18 protein-coding genes and 1 pseudogene are annotated in these 16,509 nt (G+C 64.3%); 16 read left to right on the forward strand and 3 right to left on the reverse strand.

The genetic code is table 11. From position 1 onward, the window contains the following. Positions 1-150: 150 nt before the first annotated feature. On the reverse strand, positions 151-1,092 hold the full coding sequence (locus tag LRS11_RS18420) for a flagellar protein MotY (protein ID WP_409519746.1): 942 nt from the start codon (positions 1,090-1,092) through the stop codon (positions 151-153). 128 nt (positions 1,093-1,220) lie between these two features. Between LRS11_RS18420 and pyrC the strand changes: the two genes are divergently transcribed. From pyrC to alaC, 8 genes and pseudogenes are all read left to right on the forward strand, one after another. Then, positions 1,221-2,267, forward strand: coding sequence for a dihydroorotase (gene pyrC, locus LRS11_RS18425; RefSeq protein WP_260494309.1), 1,047 nt, complete (start codon positions 1,221-1,223; stop codon positions 2,265-2,267). Further along, positions 2,264-2,938 carry a ribonuclease T gene (gene rnt, locus LRS11_RS18430; RefSeq protein ID WP_260494310.1) on the forward strand — a complete coding sequence of 225 codons (675 nt, stop codon included), beginning with the start codon at positions 2,264-2,266 and terminating at the stop codon, positions 2,936-2,938. The genes pyrC and rnt overlap by 4 nt, the downstream gene beginning before the upstream one ends. Positions 2,939-3,137: 199 nt before the next feature. Further along, positions 3,138-3,356, forward strand: coding sequence for a bacterioferritin-associated ferredoxin (locus LRS11_RS18435; RefSeq protein ID WP_173207526.1), 219 nt, complete (start codon positions 3,138-3,140; stop codon positions 3,354-3,356). Positions 3,357-3,494: 138 nt separating this feature from the next. Then, a complete protein-coding gene (locus LRS11_RS18440; RefSeq protein WP_260494311.1) occupies positions 3,495-3,704 on the forward strand; it encodes a YgdI/YgdR family lipoprotein in 210 nt (69 codons plus the stop codon). Positions 3,705-4,189: 485 nt separating this feature from the next. Beyond that, positions 4,190-5,404 (forward strand): CmpA/NrtA family ABC transporter substrate-binding protein, encoded by a 1,215-nt coding sequence (locus tag LRS11_RS18445; RefSeq protein ID WP_260494312.1) that lies wholly within the window; start codon positions 4,190-4,192, stop codon positions 5,402-5,404. Positions 5,405-5,425: 21 nt separating this feature from the next. After that, positions 5,426-6,004, forward strand: coding sequence for an ANTAR domain-containing response regulator (locus tag LRS11_RS18450; protein ID WP_260494313.1), 579 nt, complete (start codon positions 5,426-5,428; stop codon positions 6,002-6,004). A gap of 179 nt (positions 6,005-6,183) precedes the next feature. Then, positions 6,184-7,548 (forward strand): pyridoxal-dependent decarboxylase, encoded by a 1,365-nt coding sequence (locus tag LRS11_RS18455; protein WP_312027009.1) that lies wholly within the window; start codon positions 6,184-6,186, stop codon positions 7,546-7,548. A gap of 120 nt (positions 7,549-7,668) precedes the next feature. After that, positions 7,669-8,906, forward strand: a pseudogene (gene alaC / locus LRS11_RS18460) (alanine transaminase). A 96-nt stretch (positions 8,907-9,002) separates the two neighbouring features. Here alaC and LRS11_RS18465 read toward each other — a convergent pair. After that, positions 9,003-9,389: a hypothetical protein gene (locus tag LRS11_RS18465; RefSeq protein WP_260494315.1), complete on the reverse strand. Its 387-nt coding sequence runs from the start codon at positions 9,387-9,389 to the stop codon at positions 9,003-9,005. 159 nt (positions 9,390-9,548) lie between these two features. Here LRS11_RS18465 and LRS11_RS18470 point away from each other — a divergent pair, with 159 nt between their 5' ends. From LRS11_RS18470 to LRS11_RS18505, 8 genes are all read left to right on the forward strand, one after another. Beyond that, positions 9,549-9,875 (forward strand): transcriptional regulator, encoded by a 327-nt coding sequence (locus LRS11_RS18470; RefSeq protein ID WP_260494316.1) that lies wholly within the window; start codon positions 9,549-9,551, stop codon positions 9,873-9,875. A gap of 371 nt (positions 9,876-10,246) precedes the next feature. Beyond that, a complete protein-coding gene (locus LRS11_RS18475; protein WP_260494317.1) occupies positions 10,247-11,530 on the forward strand; it encodes a CmpA/NrtA family ABC transporter substrate-binding protein in 1,284 nt (427 codons plus the stop codon). 17 nt (positions 11,531-11,547) lie between these two features. Beyond that, positions 11,548-12,405, forward strand: a complete 858-nt coding sequence (gene ntrB / locus LRS11_RS18480) for a nitrate ABC transporter permease (protein WP_312026982.1) — start codon at positions 11,548-11,550, stop codon at positions 12,403-12,405. 100 nt (positions 12,406-12,505) lie between these two features. Continuing rightward, on the forward strand, positions 12,506-13,297 hold the full coding sequence (locus LRS11_RS18485; RefSeq protein WP_260494319.1) for an ABC transporter ATP-binding protein: 792 nt from the start codon (positions 12,506-12,508) through the stop codon (positions 13,295-13,297). A 158-nt stretch (positions 13,298-13,455) separates the two neighbouring features. Then, on the forward strand, positions 13,456-13,827 hold the full coding sequence (locus LRS11_RS18490; RefSeq protein ID WP_260494320.1) for an MAPEG family protein: 372 nt from the start codon (positions 13,456-13,458) through the stop codon (positions 13,825-13,827). Beyond that, a complete protein-coding gene (locus LRS11_RS18495; RefSeq protein ID WP_260494321.1) occupies positions 13,827-14,045 on the forward strand; it encodes a hypothetical protein in 219 nt (72 codons plus the stop codon). The genes LRS11_RS18490 and LRS11_RS18495 overlap by 1 nt, the downstream gene beginning before the upstream one ends. A 99-nt stretch (positions 14,046-14,144) precedes the next feature. After that, entirely contained in the window at positions 14,145-14,555 is a 411-nt protein-coding gene (locus tag LRS11_RS18500; RefSeq protein WP_260494322.1) for a hypothetical protein, read from the forward strand. 73 nt (positions 14,556-14,628) lie between these two features. After that, positions 14,629-15,546: a LysR family transcriptional regulator gene (locus LRS11_RS18505; protein ID WP_260494323.1), complete on the forward strand. Its 918-nt coding sequence runs from the start codon at positions 14,629-14,631 to the stop codon at positions 15,544-15,546. Here the strand turns inward: LRS11_RS18505 and LRS11_RS18510 are convergent. Then, positions 15,515-16,348, reverse strand: coding sequence for an alpha/beta fold hydrolase (locus tag LRS11_RS18510; RefSeq protein ID WP_260494324.1), 834 nt, complete (start codon positions 16,346-16,348; stop codon positions 15,515-15,517). The genes LRS11_RS18505 and LRS11_RS18510 overlap by 32 nt on opposite strands. Positions 16,349-16,509 lie beyond the last annotated feature (161 nt).

The following is a 16,509-nucleotide window of genomic DNA, read 5'->3' on the forward strand; positions in this document are numbered from 1 at the left end:
AATCAACTCCACGGGGTTGTACGGAAAACCCGCGATTCTACCGGCCGCGACCGGCGATTTACAGGGGCGCGACAGGCACTGGCGACAAAGCGACAGATTTATTTAGGGTCTGCTCCTGTTTCGCAGCAGCCGCAACGCAGCCAGGCGACCTCAGGAAGTGGCCGCAGGCTCGGCTGGCGGGCTAGGTTCCGCCGGCGCTGGAGCCGCCTCTTCAGCAGGCTCGGCGACCGGCTCGCGGGACAGGGTCATGGTCACCCGGCGGTTCTTCGCCCGGTTGCTTTCGCTGCTGTTCGGCACCAGCGGGTAACGTTCGCCGTGGAAGCGCACGACGATCTGCTCGGCCGGCACGCCATTGGCCTTGAGGTACTCCTCCACGGCAATCGCCCTACGGCGCGAGGTATCGCGGTTGGTCAGGCGGTTACCGCTGTTGTCGGAGTGACCATCCAGCTCGATGCGATTGACACTGGGGTCGGCCTGGAGAAAGCCGAGGATGATCTCCAGCTTGGCCCGCCCCAGGTCATCGAGCACCGCACCGCCACCGGGGAAGCCGATCTGCGCCTTGCGAATCTGGTCGAAATTGACCGGCAGCAGGCCGGCGGTGCACTTGAGGTAGTCGTTGTAGGCCTGGTTGAACTTGACCGGCAGCAGGCGCACATCGAGGCTGTCGCCGCCCGTGGTGGTGCGGTGCTTGACCAGCGGGCTGCGGCCTTCCATCAAGCCAGTGAGCAGGCGCCCGGCCTGCTCCTGGGAACTGTTGAACGGCACTTCGCCGGCCACCACGCTGACCGGACCGAGGTTGATATCGCCGCGCCCCGGTTGCCAGGGCGCAGCCGCAGCCAGCAAGGTGGCCGAGCCTGCTCCCAGCCAGCGCTCGCGGGTCTTCAGGCGGAATGTTGCCTGCTCGCCAGCGCGGCGGACGAACTCGCCAGTGCCAAAATCCGCGATCGACTGCGACAGCCGGCATTCGAACTTGTCGCCCTCGACTTTCCACTCCACCTTTTCCATGCGCGTCTGGAAAGTGATGGCCGCAGCAGGCTGGCCCAAGGATAGGCAGGCCAGCACGCTCAGCAGGGTCAGATAGGGTTGGCGCACGACAGGCTCCACACGGAGAAACGGCATTCCCCTGAAGTATCGGTCAGCCTCGGGAAAACTTGATAGCCGTGCCGGCGAAGAGCATTTCCGGTAGCATGCCAGCACGTTTTACCCGCCTGGAAACCTCCATGTCCGACCGCATTACCCTGCTGCGCCCTGACGATTGGCACATTCACCTGCGCGACGGCGCTGTACTGCCGCACACCGTTGCCGACGTGGCGCGCACCTTTGCCCGCGCCATCATCATGCCCAACCTGGTACCCCCGGTACGCAACACCGCCGAGGCCGATGGCTACCGCCAGCGCATCCTCGCCGCCCGCCCCGCCGGCAGCCAGTTCCAGCCCTTGATGGTGCTCTACCTCACCGACAACACTTCAGCCGAAGACGTGCGCAGCGCCAAAGCCAGTGGCTTCGTGCATGCCGCCAAGCTCTACCCGGCCGGTGCCACCACCAACTCCGATTCCGGCGTAACCAGCATCGACAAGATCTTCCCGGCGCTGGAAGCCATGGCCGAAGTCGGCCTGCCGCTGCTGGTGCATGGCGAAGTGACCCGTGCCGAGGTCGACGTGTTCGACCGCGAAAAGCGCTTCATCGATGAGCACCTGGTGCGCGTGGTCGAGCGCTTCCCCAGCCTGAAAGTCGTCTTCGAGCACATCACCACCAGCGACGCCGTGCAGTTCGTCAACGCAGCGTCGAGCAAGGTCGGCGCGACTATCACCGCCCACCACCTGCTGTACAACCGCAACCACATGCTGGTCGGCGGCATCCGTCCGCACTTCTATTGCCTGCCGATTCTCAAGCGCAATACCCATCAGGAAGCCCTGCTGGATGCCGCCACCAGCGGCAGCGCCAAGTTCTTCCTCGGCACCGACTCGGCGCCGCACGCCAAGCATGCCAAGGAAGCCGCCTGCGGCTGTGCCGGCTGCTACACCGCCTACGCCGCCATCGAGCTGTATGCCGAGGCCTTCGAGCAGCGCAACGCGCTGGACAAGCTGGAGGGCTTCGCCAGCCACTTCGGCCCCGACTTCTACAACCTGCCGCGCAACACCGACCGCATCACCCTGGTGCGTGAAGAGTGGACCGCCCCGGCCAGCCTGCCGCTGGGCGAGCAAACCGTAATCCCCCTGCGCGCCGGTGAGAACCTGCGCTGGCGCCTGCTGGAGAACCCCGCGTGAGCGAAGAACATTTCGACGACGAACTCGACGGCAGCCTGCCCTCAGGCCCGCGCCACCCGATGGCGGCGCGCTTTCGCGGCTACCTGCCGGTAGTGGTGGATGTCGAGACCGGCGGCTTCAACTGTGCCACCGACGCCCTCTTGGAGATCGCTGCGACCACCATCGCCATGGATGAAGGTGGTTTCGTCTATCCGGACCACACCCACTTCTTCCGCATCGAGCCGTTCGCCGGCGCCAACATCGAGCAGGCGGCGCTGGAGTTCACCGGCATCAAGCTGGACCACCCGCTGCGCATGGCGGTGAGCGAAGAGCACGCGCTGGGTGAAATCTTCAAGGGCCTGCGCAAGTCGATCAAGGCCAATGGCTGCAAGCGCGCCATCCTGGTCGGCCACAACAGCAGCTTCGACCTCGGCTTCCTGAATGCCGCCGTGGCCCGTTGCGAGATCAAGCGCAACCCGTTCCACCCCTTCTCCAGCTTCGACACCGCCACCCTGGCTGGCCTCGCCTACGGCCAGACCGTGCTGGCCAAGGCCTGCCAGACTGCCGGCATAGCCTTCGACGGCAAGGAAGCGCACTCCGCGCGCTACGACACCGAGAAGACGGCCGAGCTGTTCTGCGGCATCGTCAACCGCTGGAAGGAAATGGGCGGCTGGGACGAATTCGACCACTAATCCCGTGCAGCCACAAAAGCAAAACCCGGCCCAGGCCGGGTTTTTTGTGCCTATTGCAAAGCTGGATTAAAGGTTCGCAGCACTCCAACCCTGGTCGGCATCGATCAGACGGGAAAAGCTAACGCAAAGTTTTGACAAGCATTCTCATTAACATTAGTATCCCCTGCCAACAGCAACCCATTCTCATCCGAGCCTGCCCATGTACGTTTGCCTCTGCCAAGGTGTTACCGACGGTCAAATCCGCGATGCCATCTATGAAGGCTGCTGCAGCTACCGCGACGTTCGCGAAACCCTGGGCGTTGCCAGCCAGTGCGGCAAATGTGCCTGCCTGGCCAAGCAGGTGGTGCGCGAGACCCTGAGCGAAGTGCAGAGCAGCCAGGCTGGCCTCGCCTACCCGGCCAGCTTCGTCGCCGCCTGAGTCCTTGCTCCCGGTCAAACAAAGGATGCTTCGGCATCCTTTTTTATTGCCTCCACTTGCAGCCAGCATTGCTCAGCCAGTAGCGTAAAGCCCGAGCCGTTATTGCGGTTTTACTGCTGACACACTGGGAGTTGTTCGATGAAACACTGGATTCTGATTCTGTTCTGCGCAGTTGGCCTGGCTGGTTGCTCCAGCGAATACATCATCACCACCACCGACGGACAGATGCTCACCAGCGATGGCAAACCGGAACTGGACCGCGACACCGGCATGCTCGAATTCGAAGACAGCGAAGGCCGCAAGCAGCAGATTCCGCAGGATCATGTGAAGCAGATGATGGAACGTTAAGAACCTGCCTACGATCTCTTGATCGTCGGCCATGCTGCGTTGCAACGCAGTAACAGCCGCAGGTTGGTCAATTGGGCTCGGAAAGCCGCTTGCGGCTAACGCGCTTCAGCGCGGCCCGAAGGGCGAGTGCAACGAGTACTGCTCATTTACAACTCGTAAACTCCGCGCCCTCGCCCAATTGATTCGCTGGCGCTTACCCTTCGGGCCAGCCTGCGGCTGTTACTCCCGGTGGTCGTTGCGCCTTGCCTGGCTCTAGCTCAAAAGATCTTAGGCAGCTTCTACCCCACCCCACTGCCCCACCAAACCCCGCTCCGGCGGGGTTTTGTTTTTCTGCCGCGCTACTGCTGGCATATCGCTTGCTAGAACGAAACCAGCAGAACTTTCTCCAACGGCGGAGTCAGTTCATAGACAATGGCGTCGTTTCTGGTTACCACCCCGTGGTAGCTGGGGCGACGCCTTTTTTGTTCAACGGCGGAACAACGTACATGAGCGAAATCGAAAGCACCCGTAACGACAGCCTGGCCTGGGTCGCAGGCTCCGATGCACCGGAAAAGAGCGTGCTGGATCTGGGCTTCATGGCCCTGACCGACTCCGCCTCGCTGATCGTCGCAGCCACTCAGGGCTTCGCCCAGCCTTATGGATTGACCCTCAACCTGCAGCGCCAGGCCTCCTGGGCCACCCTGCGCGACAAGCTGCTGTCCGGCGAACTGGACGCCGCTCAGGCGCTGTACGGCCAGGTCTACGGCATTCACCTGGGCCTCAGCGGCCCGGCCACCGACATGGCCATCCTCATGGGCCTGTGCCAGAACGGCCAGGCGATCAACCTCTCCGAACCGCTCAAGCAGGCCGGCGTGACCAGTGCCGAGGCGCTGGCTACACGCGTGCGTCAAAGCGGTGCAAAACTGACCTTCGCCCAGACCTTCCCCACCGGCACCCATGCCATGTGGCTGAACTACTGGCTCGCCAGCCAGGGCATCCACCCCCTGGAAGACGTCAACAGCGTGGTGGTGCCGCCTTCGCAAATGGTCACCCACCTCAAGGCGTCGCGTATCGATGGCTTCTGTGCCGGCGGCCCCTGGGGCGCCCTGGCCGTGGACGAAGACCAGGGCTTCACCCTGGCCACCAGCCAGATGATCTGGGCCAACCACCCGGAAAAAGTGCTAGGCGTCACCCGTGAGTTCGTCGAGCAGTACCCCAACACCGCCCGCGCCCTGACCATGGCGGTCCTGGAAGCCAGCCGTTTCATCGATGAGAATGAAGAGAACAAACGCAGCACCGCGCAACTGATCAGCAGCAGCGAATACGTCGACGCGCCGCTGTCGGCCATCGAGCCGCGCTTCCTTGGCCAGTATCAAGACGGTCTAGGTCATGCCTGGCTGGACGCCCATCCGCTGCGTTTCTTCGCCGAAGGTGAAGTGACCATGCCCTGGCTGTCCGATGGCATGTGGTTCATGACCCAGTTCCGCCGCTGGGGCCTGCTCAAGGACGACCCGGACTACCTGGGTGTCGCCCGACAGATCCACCAGCTCGATCTCTACCGCCAGGCTGCCGAAGCGCTGGGCATCGCCGTACCCAACAACCCGATGCGCAGGGCCACGCTGCTCGATGGCAAGGTCTGGGATGGCAGCGATCCGGCCGCCTACGCCAGCAGCTTTGCCATTCACGCGCGCAGCGGCCTTGCCGCGCCCATCGCCCTGTAACACTGCGAGACGAACGCCAACATGCTACGAATTCTGCTGATCAACGACACCCCGAAGAAGGTCGGACGCCTGAAGAGCGCACTGATCGAGGCGGGCTTCGAGGTCATCGACGAGTCGGGGCTGACCATCGACCTGCCCGAGCGCGTCGAGGCCGTACGCCCCGACGTGGTACTGATCGATACCGAGTCTCCCGGCCGCGACGTGATGGAACAGGTGGTTCTCGTCACCCGCGACCAGCCACGCCCGATCGTCATGTTCACCGACGAGCACGACCCCAGCGTGATGCGCCAGGCCATCCAGTCCGGCGTCAGCGCCTACATCGTCGAAGGCATCCATGCCCAGCGCCTGCAACCGATCCTCGACGTGGCCATGGCCCGCTTCGAGAGCGACCAGGCCCTGCGCGCGCAACTGGTGGCGCGTGACGAGCAACTGGCCGAACGCAAGCGCATCGAACTGGCCAAGGGCCTGCTGATGAAGATGAAGAGCTGCAACGAGGAAGACGCCTACACCCTGATGCGTCGCCAGGCCATGAGCCGTCAGCAGAAGCTGATCCAGGTGGCCGAACAGATCATCGCCATGCACGATATGCTGGGTAACTGACTCAAGCAGCGGCGCCCGGCCCACGGGCGCCATAACTGTACCGGTCAATCTTGCCCTGTTACCCCATCCGTACCGAAGCAGCCGTCAACTGTACGGCTCACTTCCCCTAACTGTGTATCTGCGCTGGCAAGCCGCGACTGGCTAAGGTGAAGGCATCCCCGCCCACCGCCGAGAACGCCATGCCCACCAGCCACGAAGAACGCCAGCTACTGGCCGAAGCGGATCGCCGCGCCCTCGACTATTTCGATGGCATCGACAACCGTCCGGTCTTCCCCTCGCCCGCCGCCATCGCTGCCCTGAAGGCCTTCGAGCAGCAGCTGCCCGAACAGGGCCTGAATGATCAGGAGGTGCTGCGCCAGCTGGACGAAATCGGCTCACCGGCCACCGTGGCCAGCAACGGCCCGCGCTACTTCGGCTTCGTCATCGGCGCCACCCTGCCCGCTGCCGCCGCCGCAGAACGCATGGTGCTGGCCTGGGACCAGTGCGCTTCCTCCTTCGACAATGCCCCGGTCGCCGATGTGCTGGAGCGCACCGCCGGACGCTGGGTGCTGGAAGCCCTCGACCTGCCCCGCAGCAGCGCCGTCGGTTTCGGCACCAGCGCCACCGCCTGCACCCTGGCCAGCCTGTCGGCCGCCCGCCGCGCGCTGCTGGCGCGCAAGGGCTGGGACTTCGATGGCGATGGCCTGATCGGTGCTCCGGAAGTGCGCGTAGTGGTCTCCGCCACTTGCCATATCACGGTGAAGAAGGCCCTGCGCATCCTCGGCTTCGGCATGAACCGGCTGATCGTCGCCCCCACCGACGCCCAGGGCCGCATCGACCCGGCGCAGCTGCCGGCCCTGGATGACCTGAGCATCCTCTGCCTGCAGGCCGGTGAGGTGAACACCGGCGAATTCGACCCCTTCGCCGAGCTGATCCCGCGGGCCAAAGCCGCCGGCGCCTGGGTGCATGTGGACGGCGCCTTCGGCCTGTGGGCCCGCGCCTCTTCATCCGCCCAGCTGAGCGCCGGCGTGGAACTGGCCGACAGCTGGACCTGCGACGGTCACAAGTGGCTGAATACCCCCTACGACGGCGCCATGGCCATCTGCCGCGATGCCGACGCCCTGGCCACGGCGATGAACAGCGACGCCGCCTATGCCAGTGCGAGTAAGGACGCGCAGAAAAACCTGACCCTGGAGTTCTCCCGTCGCGCCCGCGGCGTGCCGATCTGGGCAGCCCTGGCCAGCCTCGGCCGCGATGGCTTGCGCGCGCTGATCGACCGGCATATCCGCCAGGCCAGCCAGCTAGCCGAACGCCTGCGCGATGCCGGCTACCCCGTGCTCAACCGCGTGGTACTCAATCAGGTGCTGGTACGCGGCGATAGCGACGCGCAGACCGTGGCCATCCGCGAGGCGGCGCAGGCCAGCGGCGAGGTCTGGTTCGGCCCGACGATTTGGCAAGGCCGCCCGGCCTTTCGCCTCAGCGTCTCGTCATGGCGCACCACCGATGCCGATATCGAGCTGCTGGCCGACCTGCTGCTGCGCCTGAAGCGGCAGATTCCGGTGTGAACACCTGCGCTGCCAGGGGGCTCGACAAAGCCCCGCCGCAGCGCTTATCTTCGCCGCCTGGCCAGCACACTGGCCAACGTCGCTCGGACGGTTCCGGGCGCTTACGTCTTCGAGGAAAGCATGGCTGAACAAGCTAAGCGCCGTTTTGCGCGCATCGATCGTCTCCCCCCTACGTTTTCAACATCACCGCCGAACTGAAGATGGCCGCCCGCCGCCGCGGCGAGGACATCATCGACTTCAGCATGGGCAACCCCGATGGCGCCACGCCGCCGCATATCGTCGAGAAACTGGTGCAGGTCGCCCAGCGCGATGACACCCACGGCTACTCCACATCCCGTGGCATTCCGCGCCTGCGCCGCGCCATCTCGCGCTGGTACAAGGACCGCTACGACGTCGAGATCGACCCGGAAAGCGAAGCCATCGTCACCATCGGTTCCAAGGAAGGCCTGGCGCACCTGATGCTGGCTACCCTGGATCATGGCGACACCGTGCTGGTGCCCAACCCCAGCTACCCGATTCATATCTACGGCGCGGTGATCGCCGGCGCCCAGGTGCGTTCGGTACCACTAGTGCCCGGCGTGGACTTCTTCGCCGAGTTGGAGCGGGCGATTCGCGAGTCGATCCCCAAGCCGAAGATGATGATTCTCGGCTTCCCCTCCAACCCCACCGCGCAGTGCGTGGAGCTGGACTTCTTCGAGCGCGTGGTGGCCCTGGCCAAGCAGTACGACGTGCTGGTGATCCACGATCTGGCCTACGCCGACATCGTCTACGACGGCTGGAAGGCCCCGTCGATCATGCAGGTAGAAGGTGCCAAGGACATCGCCGTGGAGTTCTTCACCCTGTCCAAGAGCTACAACATGGCCGGCTGGCGCATCGGCTTTATGGTCGGCAATCCGGAGCTGGTCAGCGCTCTGGCGCGGATCAAAAGCTATCACGACTACGGCACCTTCACCCCGCTGCAGGTGGCGGCCATTGCCGCACTGGAAGGCGACCAGCAGTGCGTGCGCGATATCGCCGAGCAGTACCGCCAGCGCCGCAACATGCTGGTCAAGGGCCTGCACGAAGCTGGCTGGATGGTGGAGAACCCTAAGGCCTCGATGTACATCTGGGCCAAGATCCCCGAGCCCTATGCCCATCTCGGCTCGCTGGAATTCGCCAAGAAGCTCCTGCTCGAAGCCAAGGTCTGCGTTTCACCGGGTATCGGCTTCGGCGACTACGGCGACGACCATGTGCGCTTCGCCCTGATCGAGAATCAGGACCGCACCCGCCAGGCCATCCGCGGGATCAAGGCGATGTTCCGCGCCGATGGCCTGGTGCAGGCACCCGCCAGCAAATCGCGCAGCAAGGCTGATAGCTGAGTTAGCAACCGGTAATGCTGGCGAGTGTGCTGCACGCACCCGAGCAAGCGTGAGCAACGAGGCCCCGACAGAGCAATCTGTCGGGGCCTCGTCGTTTCAGCTGGAGTAATCCAGCGCCGTCCAGGCCCGGCTGAGGCCGTTGCCGATCATGCAGTCCGGGCGTGCCAGTTGCTCATTGCCGCTCGGTGCCAGGCGGGTGATCTCGCCGAAGTCGTCGCGTTCGGTGAGCCACTGCAGCTTGCCGCAGTTGGCCGTCTCGATCACATAGCTGGCGGCGATGCTGGAATGCTGGCCGGGCAGCTTGACCACATCGAGTACCCGCCCCGCTTCCTCGACCCGCTTGCCATCGGAAACCAGCACCGCCCAGGCGGCGCCGTCCTCGATTACCAGATAGGCGCCATTGGCCTTGGGCTGTTCCAGTTGTGGCTGCGCGCAGCCGGCCAGCAGGGCCAATAGCAGAAGTGTCATCAGCTTGTGGTGCATATAAGCGGCTCCTCTCTCGGTTGATCCCCTGCGGGGCTGATCCGTAGTGCGTGAGCCCACTATTATCGAATACTGTTTATTTGTACAGTACTTTCTATTACCCTATCCCCACCGCACACCCAGCACCGCGCCACAGGTGCATAGCAGAGGATCGCCACCATGCAGGACGTACTGCTGCTGAAGAAAAAAGTGAACCAGATGCCGCTGGAGAGCGTCCGCGCCATGGTCGAGGAACTGCACCTGGAGGGCCTGGTGACCGGCAGCAAGACCCCGTTCACGCGTGTGCACTTCAACACCTGCTTTGCCGAGATCGAAGCCTTGCTGCAACGCGCCGGCTATCACCGCCAACTGGACGTGGTCGGCTACCAGGGCCAGGCCTATGCCCTGTTCGACCCGACACGCTGGGAGGCAGTGGAAGTCCTGCGTTGGCTGCGCGATTACGTCGAAGCGCTCGCCAGCCAGCCGTTGGCGACCCTGCGCAGCTAGCGCGCACGCCGAACCAAAAGCGCACACGACAGCGCTCCCCAGCACCGCCGTGACTCGCGAAGCAGCCACAACAGCCATCTGCCGACACTCCGCTCAGCGTTTTTCGTAAATCCCCGCAACGCCTCTAACCAATTGATTAAGTTGCACTATTTCAACACCTGCCGAGCCTGTTGAGGCGCTTGGCGGGAACATCGCGCCTGCACCCAATGAAAGCTGGCAAGCCCCTTGCAATACCTCCAGCAGATTCCTGCGCAGCACACCAACGGCGGTGGGCCGCGGATCACGGACAACGGCGTCCGCCAGAGCACCCTCTCCCATCGGGCTCCTCTGGCGTACGCCGTTTTTGTTTGCCCATGAAAAAGGAAAACTCCATGAGTGATCGTGATTCCAAAGACCCGGTTAACAACAACCGCCGTAACTTCCTCAAGCAGTCCATCGCCATCGCCGGCACCGTCGGCGGCATTGCCGCCCTCGGCCTGTCCGCCCCAGGCTTCCTGCGCAGCGCGGCCTATGCCGCCGGCTCCGATGCCCCGGAAAAAGCCGTACTGAATATCGGCTTCATCCCGCTGACCGACTGCGCCTCGGTGGTGGTCGCCGCCACTCAGGGCTTCGCCGCCAAATACGGCCTGACCATCAACCCGAGCAAGGAAGCCTCCTGGGCCGGTGTACGCGACAAGCTGAACACCGGCGAACTGGATGCCTCCCACGTGCTGTACGGCATGATGTACGGCTCGCAGCTGGGCCTGGCCGGGCCGCAAAAGGACATGGCCGTACTCATGGGCCTGAACCAGAACGGCCAGGCCATCACCCTGTCCAAGCAGCTCAAGGAAGCCGGCGTCACCACCGGTGAACAACTGGCCGCACACATCAAGAAAGGCGGCAACCCGCTGACCTTCGCCCAGACCTTCCCCACCGGCACCCACGCCATGTGGCTGTACTACTGGTTGGCGAACTACGGCATCAACCCCTTCACCGACGTGAAGACCATCACCGTGCCGCCACCGCAGATGGTCGCCAACATGCGCGTCGGCAACATGGACGGTTTCTGCGTCGGTGAGCCGTGGGGCGCCCGTGCGGTGTTCGACAAGATCGGCTTCACCGCCACCACCACCCAGCAGATCTGGGCCGACCACCCGGAAAAAGTCCTCGGCTGCTCCCGCGAATTTGTCGAGCAGAACCCCAACACCGCTCGCGCCCTGGTCATGGCCATCCTCGACGCCAGCCGCTTCATCGACGCCAGCGAAGCGAACAAGAAGGCCACCGCCAAGCTCATCTCCGGCAAGGCCTACGTCAACGCGCCGACCGAAGTCATCGAACAGCGCTTCCTCGGCAACTACGAGGACGGCTTGGGCAACAGCTGGCAGGACAAGAACCCGATGGCCTTCTGCAAGAACGGCAGCGTGAACTTCCCCTACCACTCCGACGGCATGTGGTTCCTCACCCAGTTCAAGCGCTGGGGCCTGATCAAGGATGACCCGGACTACGCCGCCGTGGCTGCCGGTATCAACCAGACCAAGATCTACAGCGAAGCCGCCAGCGCCCTGGGCCTGGCCGTGCCGAGCAGTGTGATGCGCTCCAGCACCCTGATCGACGGCAAGGTGTGGGACGGTTCCAACCCGGCCGCCTACGCCAATTCCTTCGCGATTAAAGCCTGATTTTCGGAGGCACTTAGATGAACGCTCCAGTGAAAACACCACTGACAATGGCCACCCCGGTTGCCCCCAGCAGCACTCCGCGCCGGGCCCTGCCTGGCGCGGAGGCCTTCACCAACCTGATCAAGGCAGTTATTCCGCCGTTGCTCGGCATTGCCCTGTTCATCGGCGTCTGGGCCCTGATCGCAACCCGCAGCGAAGGTCTGCCGGGCCCCTTGTCGACCTGGTATTCGGCACTGGAGCTGTTCGCCGATCCGTTCTATGACAACGGCCCGAACGACATGGGCATCGGCTGGAACATCCTGCATTCCCTTGGCCGTGTCGGTCTGGGCTTCGGCCTGGCGGCGCTGATCGGTATTCCGCTCGGCTTCGCCATCGGCCGCTTTGCCTTCCTCGGCAGCATGCTCTCGCCCATCATCAGCCTGCTGCGTCCGGTTTCGCCGCTGGCCTGGCTGCCGATCGGCCTGCTGGTGTTCGAAGCTGCCGGTCCGGCGTCGATCTGGGTGATCTTCATCAGCTCGATCTGGCCGATCATTCTCAACACGGCCGCCGGCGTCGCCAGCGTGCCGCAGGACTACCTCAACGTGGCCCGCGTGCTCAAACTGTCGGAGTTCAAGGTGCTCACCCGCATCCTCTTCCCTGCCGTGCTGCCGCACCTGATGACCGGCATCCGCCTGGCCATCGGCGTGGCCTGGCTGGTGATCGTCGCCGCAGAGATGCTCACCGGCGGCACCGGCCTGGGCTTCTGGGTGTGGGACGAGTGGAACAACCTCAACGTCGAACACATCCTCATCGCCATCATCATCGTCGGCCTGGTCGGCCTGGCCCTGGAGCAAGCCCTGCTCCTGCTGGCCAAGCGCTTCGACTACGCCAGCTAATCAATTTCCGTAGGAGCCAGCTTGCTGGCGATCCACTGCAGCATCGAGTAGCTGATGATCGCCAGCAAGCTGGCTCCTACACCAGACAGGAGAGTTCGCCATGGACAAGTTCGTCGAGCTGACCAGCGTCAGCAAACACTTCGATACCAAGAAAGGCCGCTTCCAGGCGCTCAGTGACGTCAACCTGAGCATCGCCAAGGGCGAGTTCGTCTCGCTGATCGGCCACTCCGGCTGCGGCAAATCCACCGTGCTCAACCTGATCGCCGGCCTGCTGGAAGCCAGCGAGGGCGGGCTGATCTGCAACGGCCGCGAGATCGACGGCCCCGGCCCGGAGCGCGGCGTGGTGTTCCAGAACCACAGCCTGCTGCCCTGGATGACCTGCTTCGGCAACGTCTACCTGGCGGTGGAAAAAGTCTTCGCCGGCAAGGAAAGCAAAGCCCAGCTGAAGGCGCGCACCGAAGCGGCCCTGGCCATGGTTGGCCTCAGCCACGCCACCTACAAGCACCCCAACGAGATATCCGGCGGCATGAAACAGCGCGTCGGCATCGCCCGCGCCCTGGCCATGGAGCCCAAGGTACTGCTGATGGACGAGCCGTTCGGTGCACTGGACGCCCTGACCCGCGCCCACCTGCAGGACGAACTGCTGCGCATCGTCGGCGAGACCCACAGCACCGTGGTGATGGTCACTCATGACGTCGACGAAGCCGTACTGCTCTCGGACCGCATCGTGATGATGACCAACGGTCCGGCGGCGACCATCGGCGATATCGTCAAGGTCGACCTGCAGCGTCCGCGCAACCGCCTGGCCCTGGCCAACGACAGCCAGTACCACGCGTACCGTACGGCGGTGCTGGAGTTCCTCTACCAGCGCCAGCAGCGCCCCGCCGCCTAGTTTTCCGGCCTGCCGGCCCCCTCGAAAGCCCGACCTCGTGTCGGGCTTTCTTTTGCCCGCCATAACCCCAGGGAATCACCGCCATGAGCACTGACGCTTTTACATCGCCGGCGCCTGCCCCTAACCTCGGCGTTAACAAAAACAACTGAGGAAAACCCATGCCCTACAGCGTCTATGTCGCCGCGATCCTGTCCCTGTTGCTGATCGGCCTGTCACTCAACATCACCCGTCTACGCATGCGCCACCAGATCGCCTTTGGCGAGGGCGGCAAGAGCGATCTGCTCAAGGCCGTGCGCGCCCATGGCAACAGCCTGGAACAGTCGGTGCTGTTCATCGTCCTGCTCTACCTGGGCGAAACCAGCGGGCAGATCAGCCCGGCGCTGACCGCGGCCCTCGGCTTCGCCTTCATCATGCTGCGCCTGCTCTACTGCACCGGTCTGTTCGCCCGCCTGCTCCTGCTGCGCCAGGCCAGCCATGGCCTGACCGTGCTGGTACAACTGGCCGTCAGCGTGCTCCTGTTGCTGCCGTAATGAGCAGCGACGAACAGAAGATCGCCCTCTACCGTCGGGTCAACGGCTTCACCGGCCCGCTGGCGCGCAGCGCCTGGCACTGGCGCACGCGCTGGCTGGCGCGCCTGCTGGCGAGCTTCATCTGGCACAAGAATCGTGGTCGACCGCAGCAAGGCACCCTAGGGTCTGTTCCCGTTTCGTTCACGGCCGCGACGGAGCCTGTTTTTGCGCGGGGCTAGGCGCGAGACGCGAGGTTTGGTCGTCCAAATGAGCCGTCGAGTAACGACGTCCCGCGCAAAAACAGGCCCGTCCCTGCGGGTTGCGCGCAAAATCGCGCCATGCGTCGTTGCGGGACTTGGCAAGGGAATGCCATTGCCTGCGTCCCACGCCTAGCCTGGCGCGATTTTGCGCAGCAACGCGGTTCGCGAACGAAGCGGGAACAGACCCTAACCATCGCCGAAGAATGGCGCCGCCTGTTCGGCCTGCCGCAGTTTTGGCACATCCAGCGCCTGGAGGACGACACTGCCTACTGCGAGATCCGCTTCCCCTGCGCGCTGGAAGGCAGCGGTGACGTGGCCGCCTGCCAGCGCCTGATGGAGTACGACCGTGCCTTGCTGAAGAAAATCGGCGGGCAGCTGGTGGTGCTGCAATCGCGCGCCGACCCGCAGGTGCGCGGCGGCTGCCAGGTGGCCATCCGCCGGATCGATGACCTACGCAGCGACCTGATCCCGGCGCGCCTGCTCGACTGAGCGGGCTTGCCCGCGCCCCACACAGCGGAGAAGATGGCGCCGGCAGCCCTGCCAGGGAAATGGAGCCACTTACGTGCGCCTGGAAATGAAACACCTGCGCCTGGTGCGCAGCATCAGCCAGACCGGCAACCTGACCCGCGCCGCCGAGGCGCTGTTCATCTCGCAACCGGCGCTGAGCAAGCAACTGGCCGAACTGGAAGAACGCCTGGGCCTGGCGCTGTTCCAGCGTACGCAGAAGGCCATGCTGCCGACCGAGGCCGGCCTAGCCTTCGATGACCACGCCCAGCGCATCCTCGGCGACGTGGCGGTGCTGGAGGAGCATCTGGCGCGCTTTGCCCGTGGCGACTCCGGACGCCTGCGCCTGGCCATCGACCGCATGCACCTGAGCGACTGGCTGGCGAGCTTCCTACAAGAATTCCGCCGCCGCTTCCCGCAGATCGAGGTGCAGGTCAAACAGGTGCCCAACCTGCTCGACAGCCTGCTAGCCCACGACTGCGATATCGCCATCCTCGGCGAAACCAGCGCGGCCAGCGGAGTCGACTGGCTGGCACTCAACCGTGACGAGATAGTCGCCATCCTGCCGCCGGCCCATCCGCTGGGCGCCAAGCCCTGGCTGGAAGCCAGCGACCTGACTGGGGTCGACCTGCTTTATCACTTCAAGCTGGAGCAGTCCTTGCTCTACCGTCGCTACCTGCACCCGCAGCGCATTGAGCTGGGCTCGCTGCAGCATATCCAGGACATCGCCACGATCATCGCCCTGGTGCGCGCCGGCCTGGGCATCAGCCTGCTGCCCCGGCGCCAGTTACAGGGCGACGAGAGTGGCCTGCTGGTCAGGCCAGTGGGCACCGGCGGCATGGCCTTCCGCTGGCAGGCCGCAGTGGCCAGCGACGAACGCCGGCCCTTCGTGCAGGGCGCGCTGCAGTTGCTGCAGGCGCAGCTGTATCAATCCGCCAATCTCACTACACCGGCAGTTGCCCCAGCCAGCCCTTGATGCTGGCCACCACGCCCTGCGGCGCCTTCAGCCAAGCGCTGTGCGGGTTCTCATGGGGCGGGCGCGGTGACGCCAGCTGCTCGATACGCGGCTCGGCCTGAATCAGCTCGGCCAGGCCCCGGGTCGAGGCCAGCGGGGCGAAGTTGTCGTCAGCGATCTGGATATACAGCGAATTGACCCGACTGTGGCTGGCTGGCGCCAGTGACAGGCCGAGATGGCGATAGTTGCCACTGAACGCCACCCGCCCCCAGTCGCGCATCAGCCGCCGCGGCTCATGGCCGCCGAAGCCGATGCGCTTGCCCGGCAGGTGGCCCAGCGTACTGGCCAGCAGGTTGCACAGCAGTGCCACGCTGGGTGTGAGCAACCGCCCCAAACCTGTCCAGTGGCGGTAGTGGATATTACCGCAGGCCACGCCCACCACTGGCACCCGACTGGCCGGATTGGCCGCGGCATACAAAGTGGCGATATGCCCACCGAGGCTATGCCCCAGCAGCACCGGCTGGGTCTCGGGAAAATGCCGCTGGGCCACCAGCAGCAACTTGGGCAGGAACTCCTCGACCAGTTGCCGGTAGCCGTAATTGAAGCGCCAGCCAGGCCGCGGCAGGCTTTCCCCCTGCCCCGGCCAGTCGGTAGTCAGCACGTTGTAGCCGGCACCCACCAGCACCTGGGCCAGCATCGCGTATTTGCGTGCCGTGACCCCAAGGGCCGGCAGGACGATCACCGTGCGCTGGGCCTGCCGCGCGGGATAACAGGTGACCGGGCAGGTGAACTGGCTGTTGGAAAACTGCAGGGCATCGACCATGTCGCCTTCTCCTGAATACTGTTGGGCGGCTCTGGGCGAATCTAGAGCAACTGCTCTAGCAACTCCAGCACAATCCATGCGGCAACAGCCCAGCACGCGAAGCCAAATCGCAGGCAAAAAAAGCCGCGAAACGCGGCAGAGAAACAAGCACAGCAACTACT

This window comes from Pseudomonas sp. J452 (genome assembly GCF_024666525.1).
Lineage (GTDB): Bacteria > Pseudomonadota > Gammaproteobacteria > Pseudomonadales > Pseudomonadaceae > Aquipseudomonas.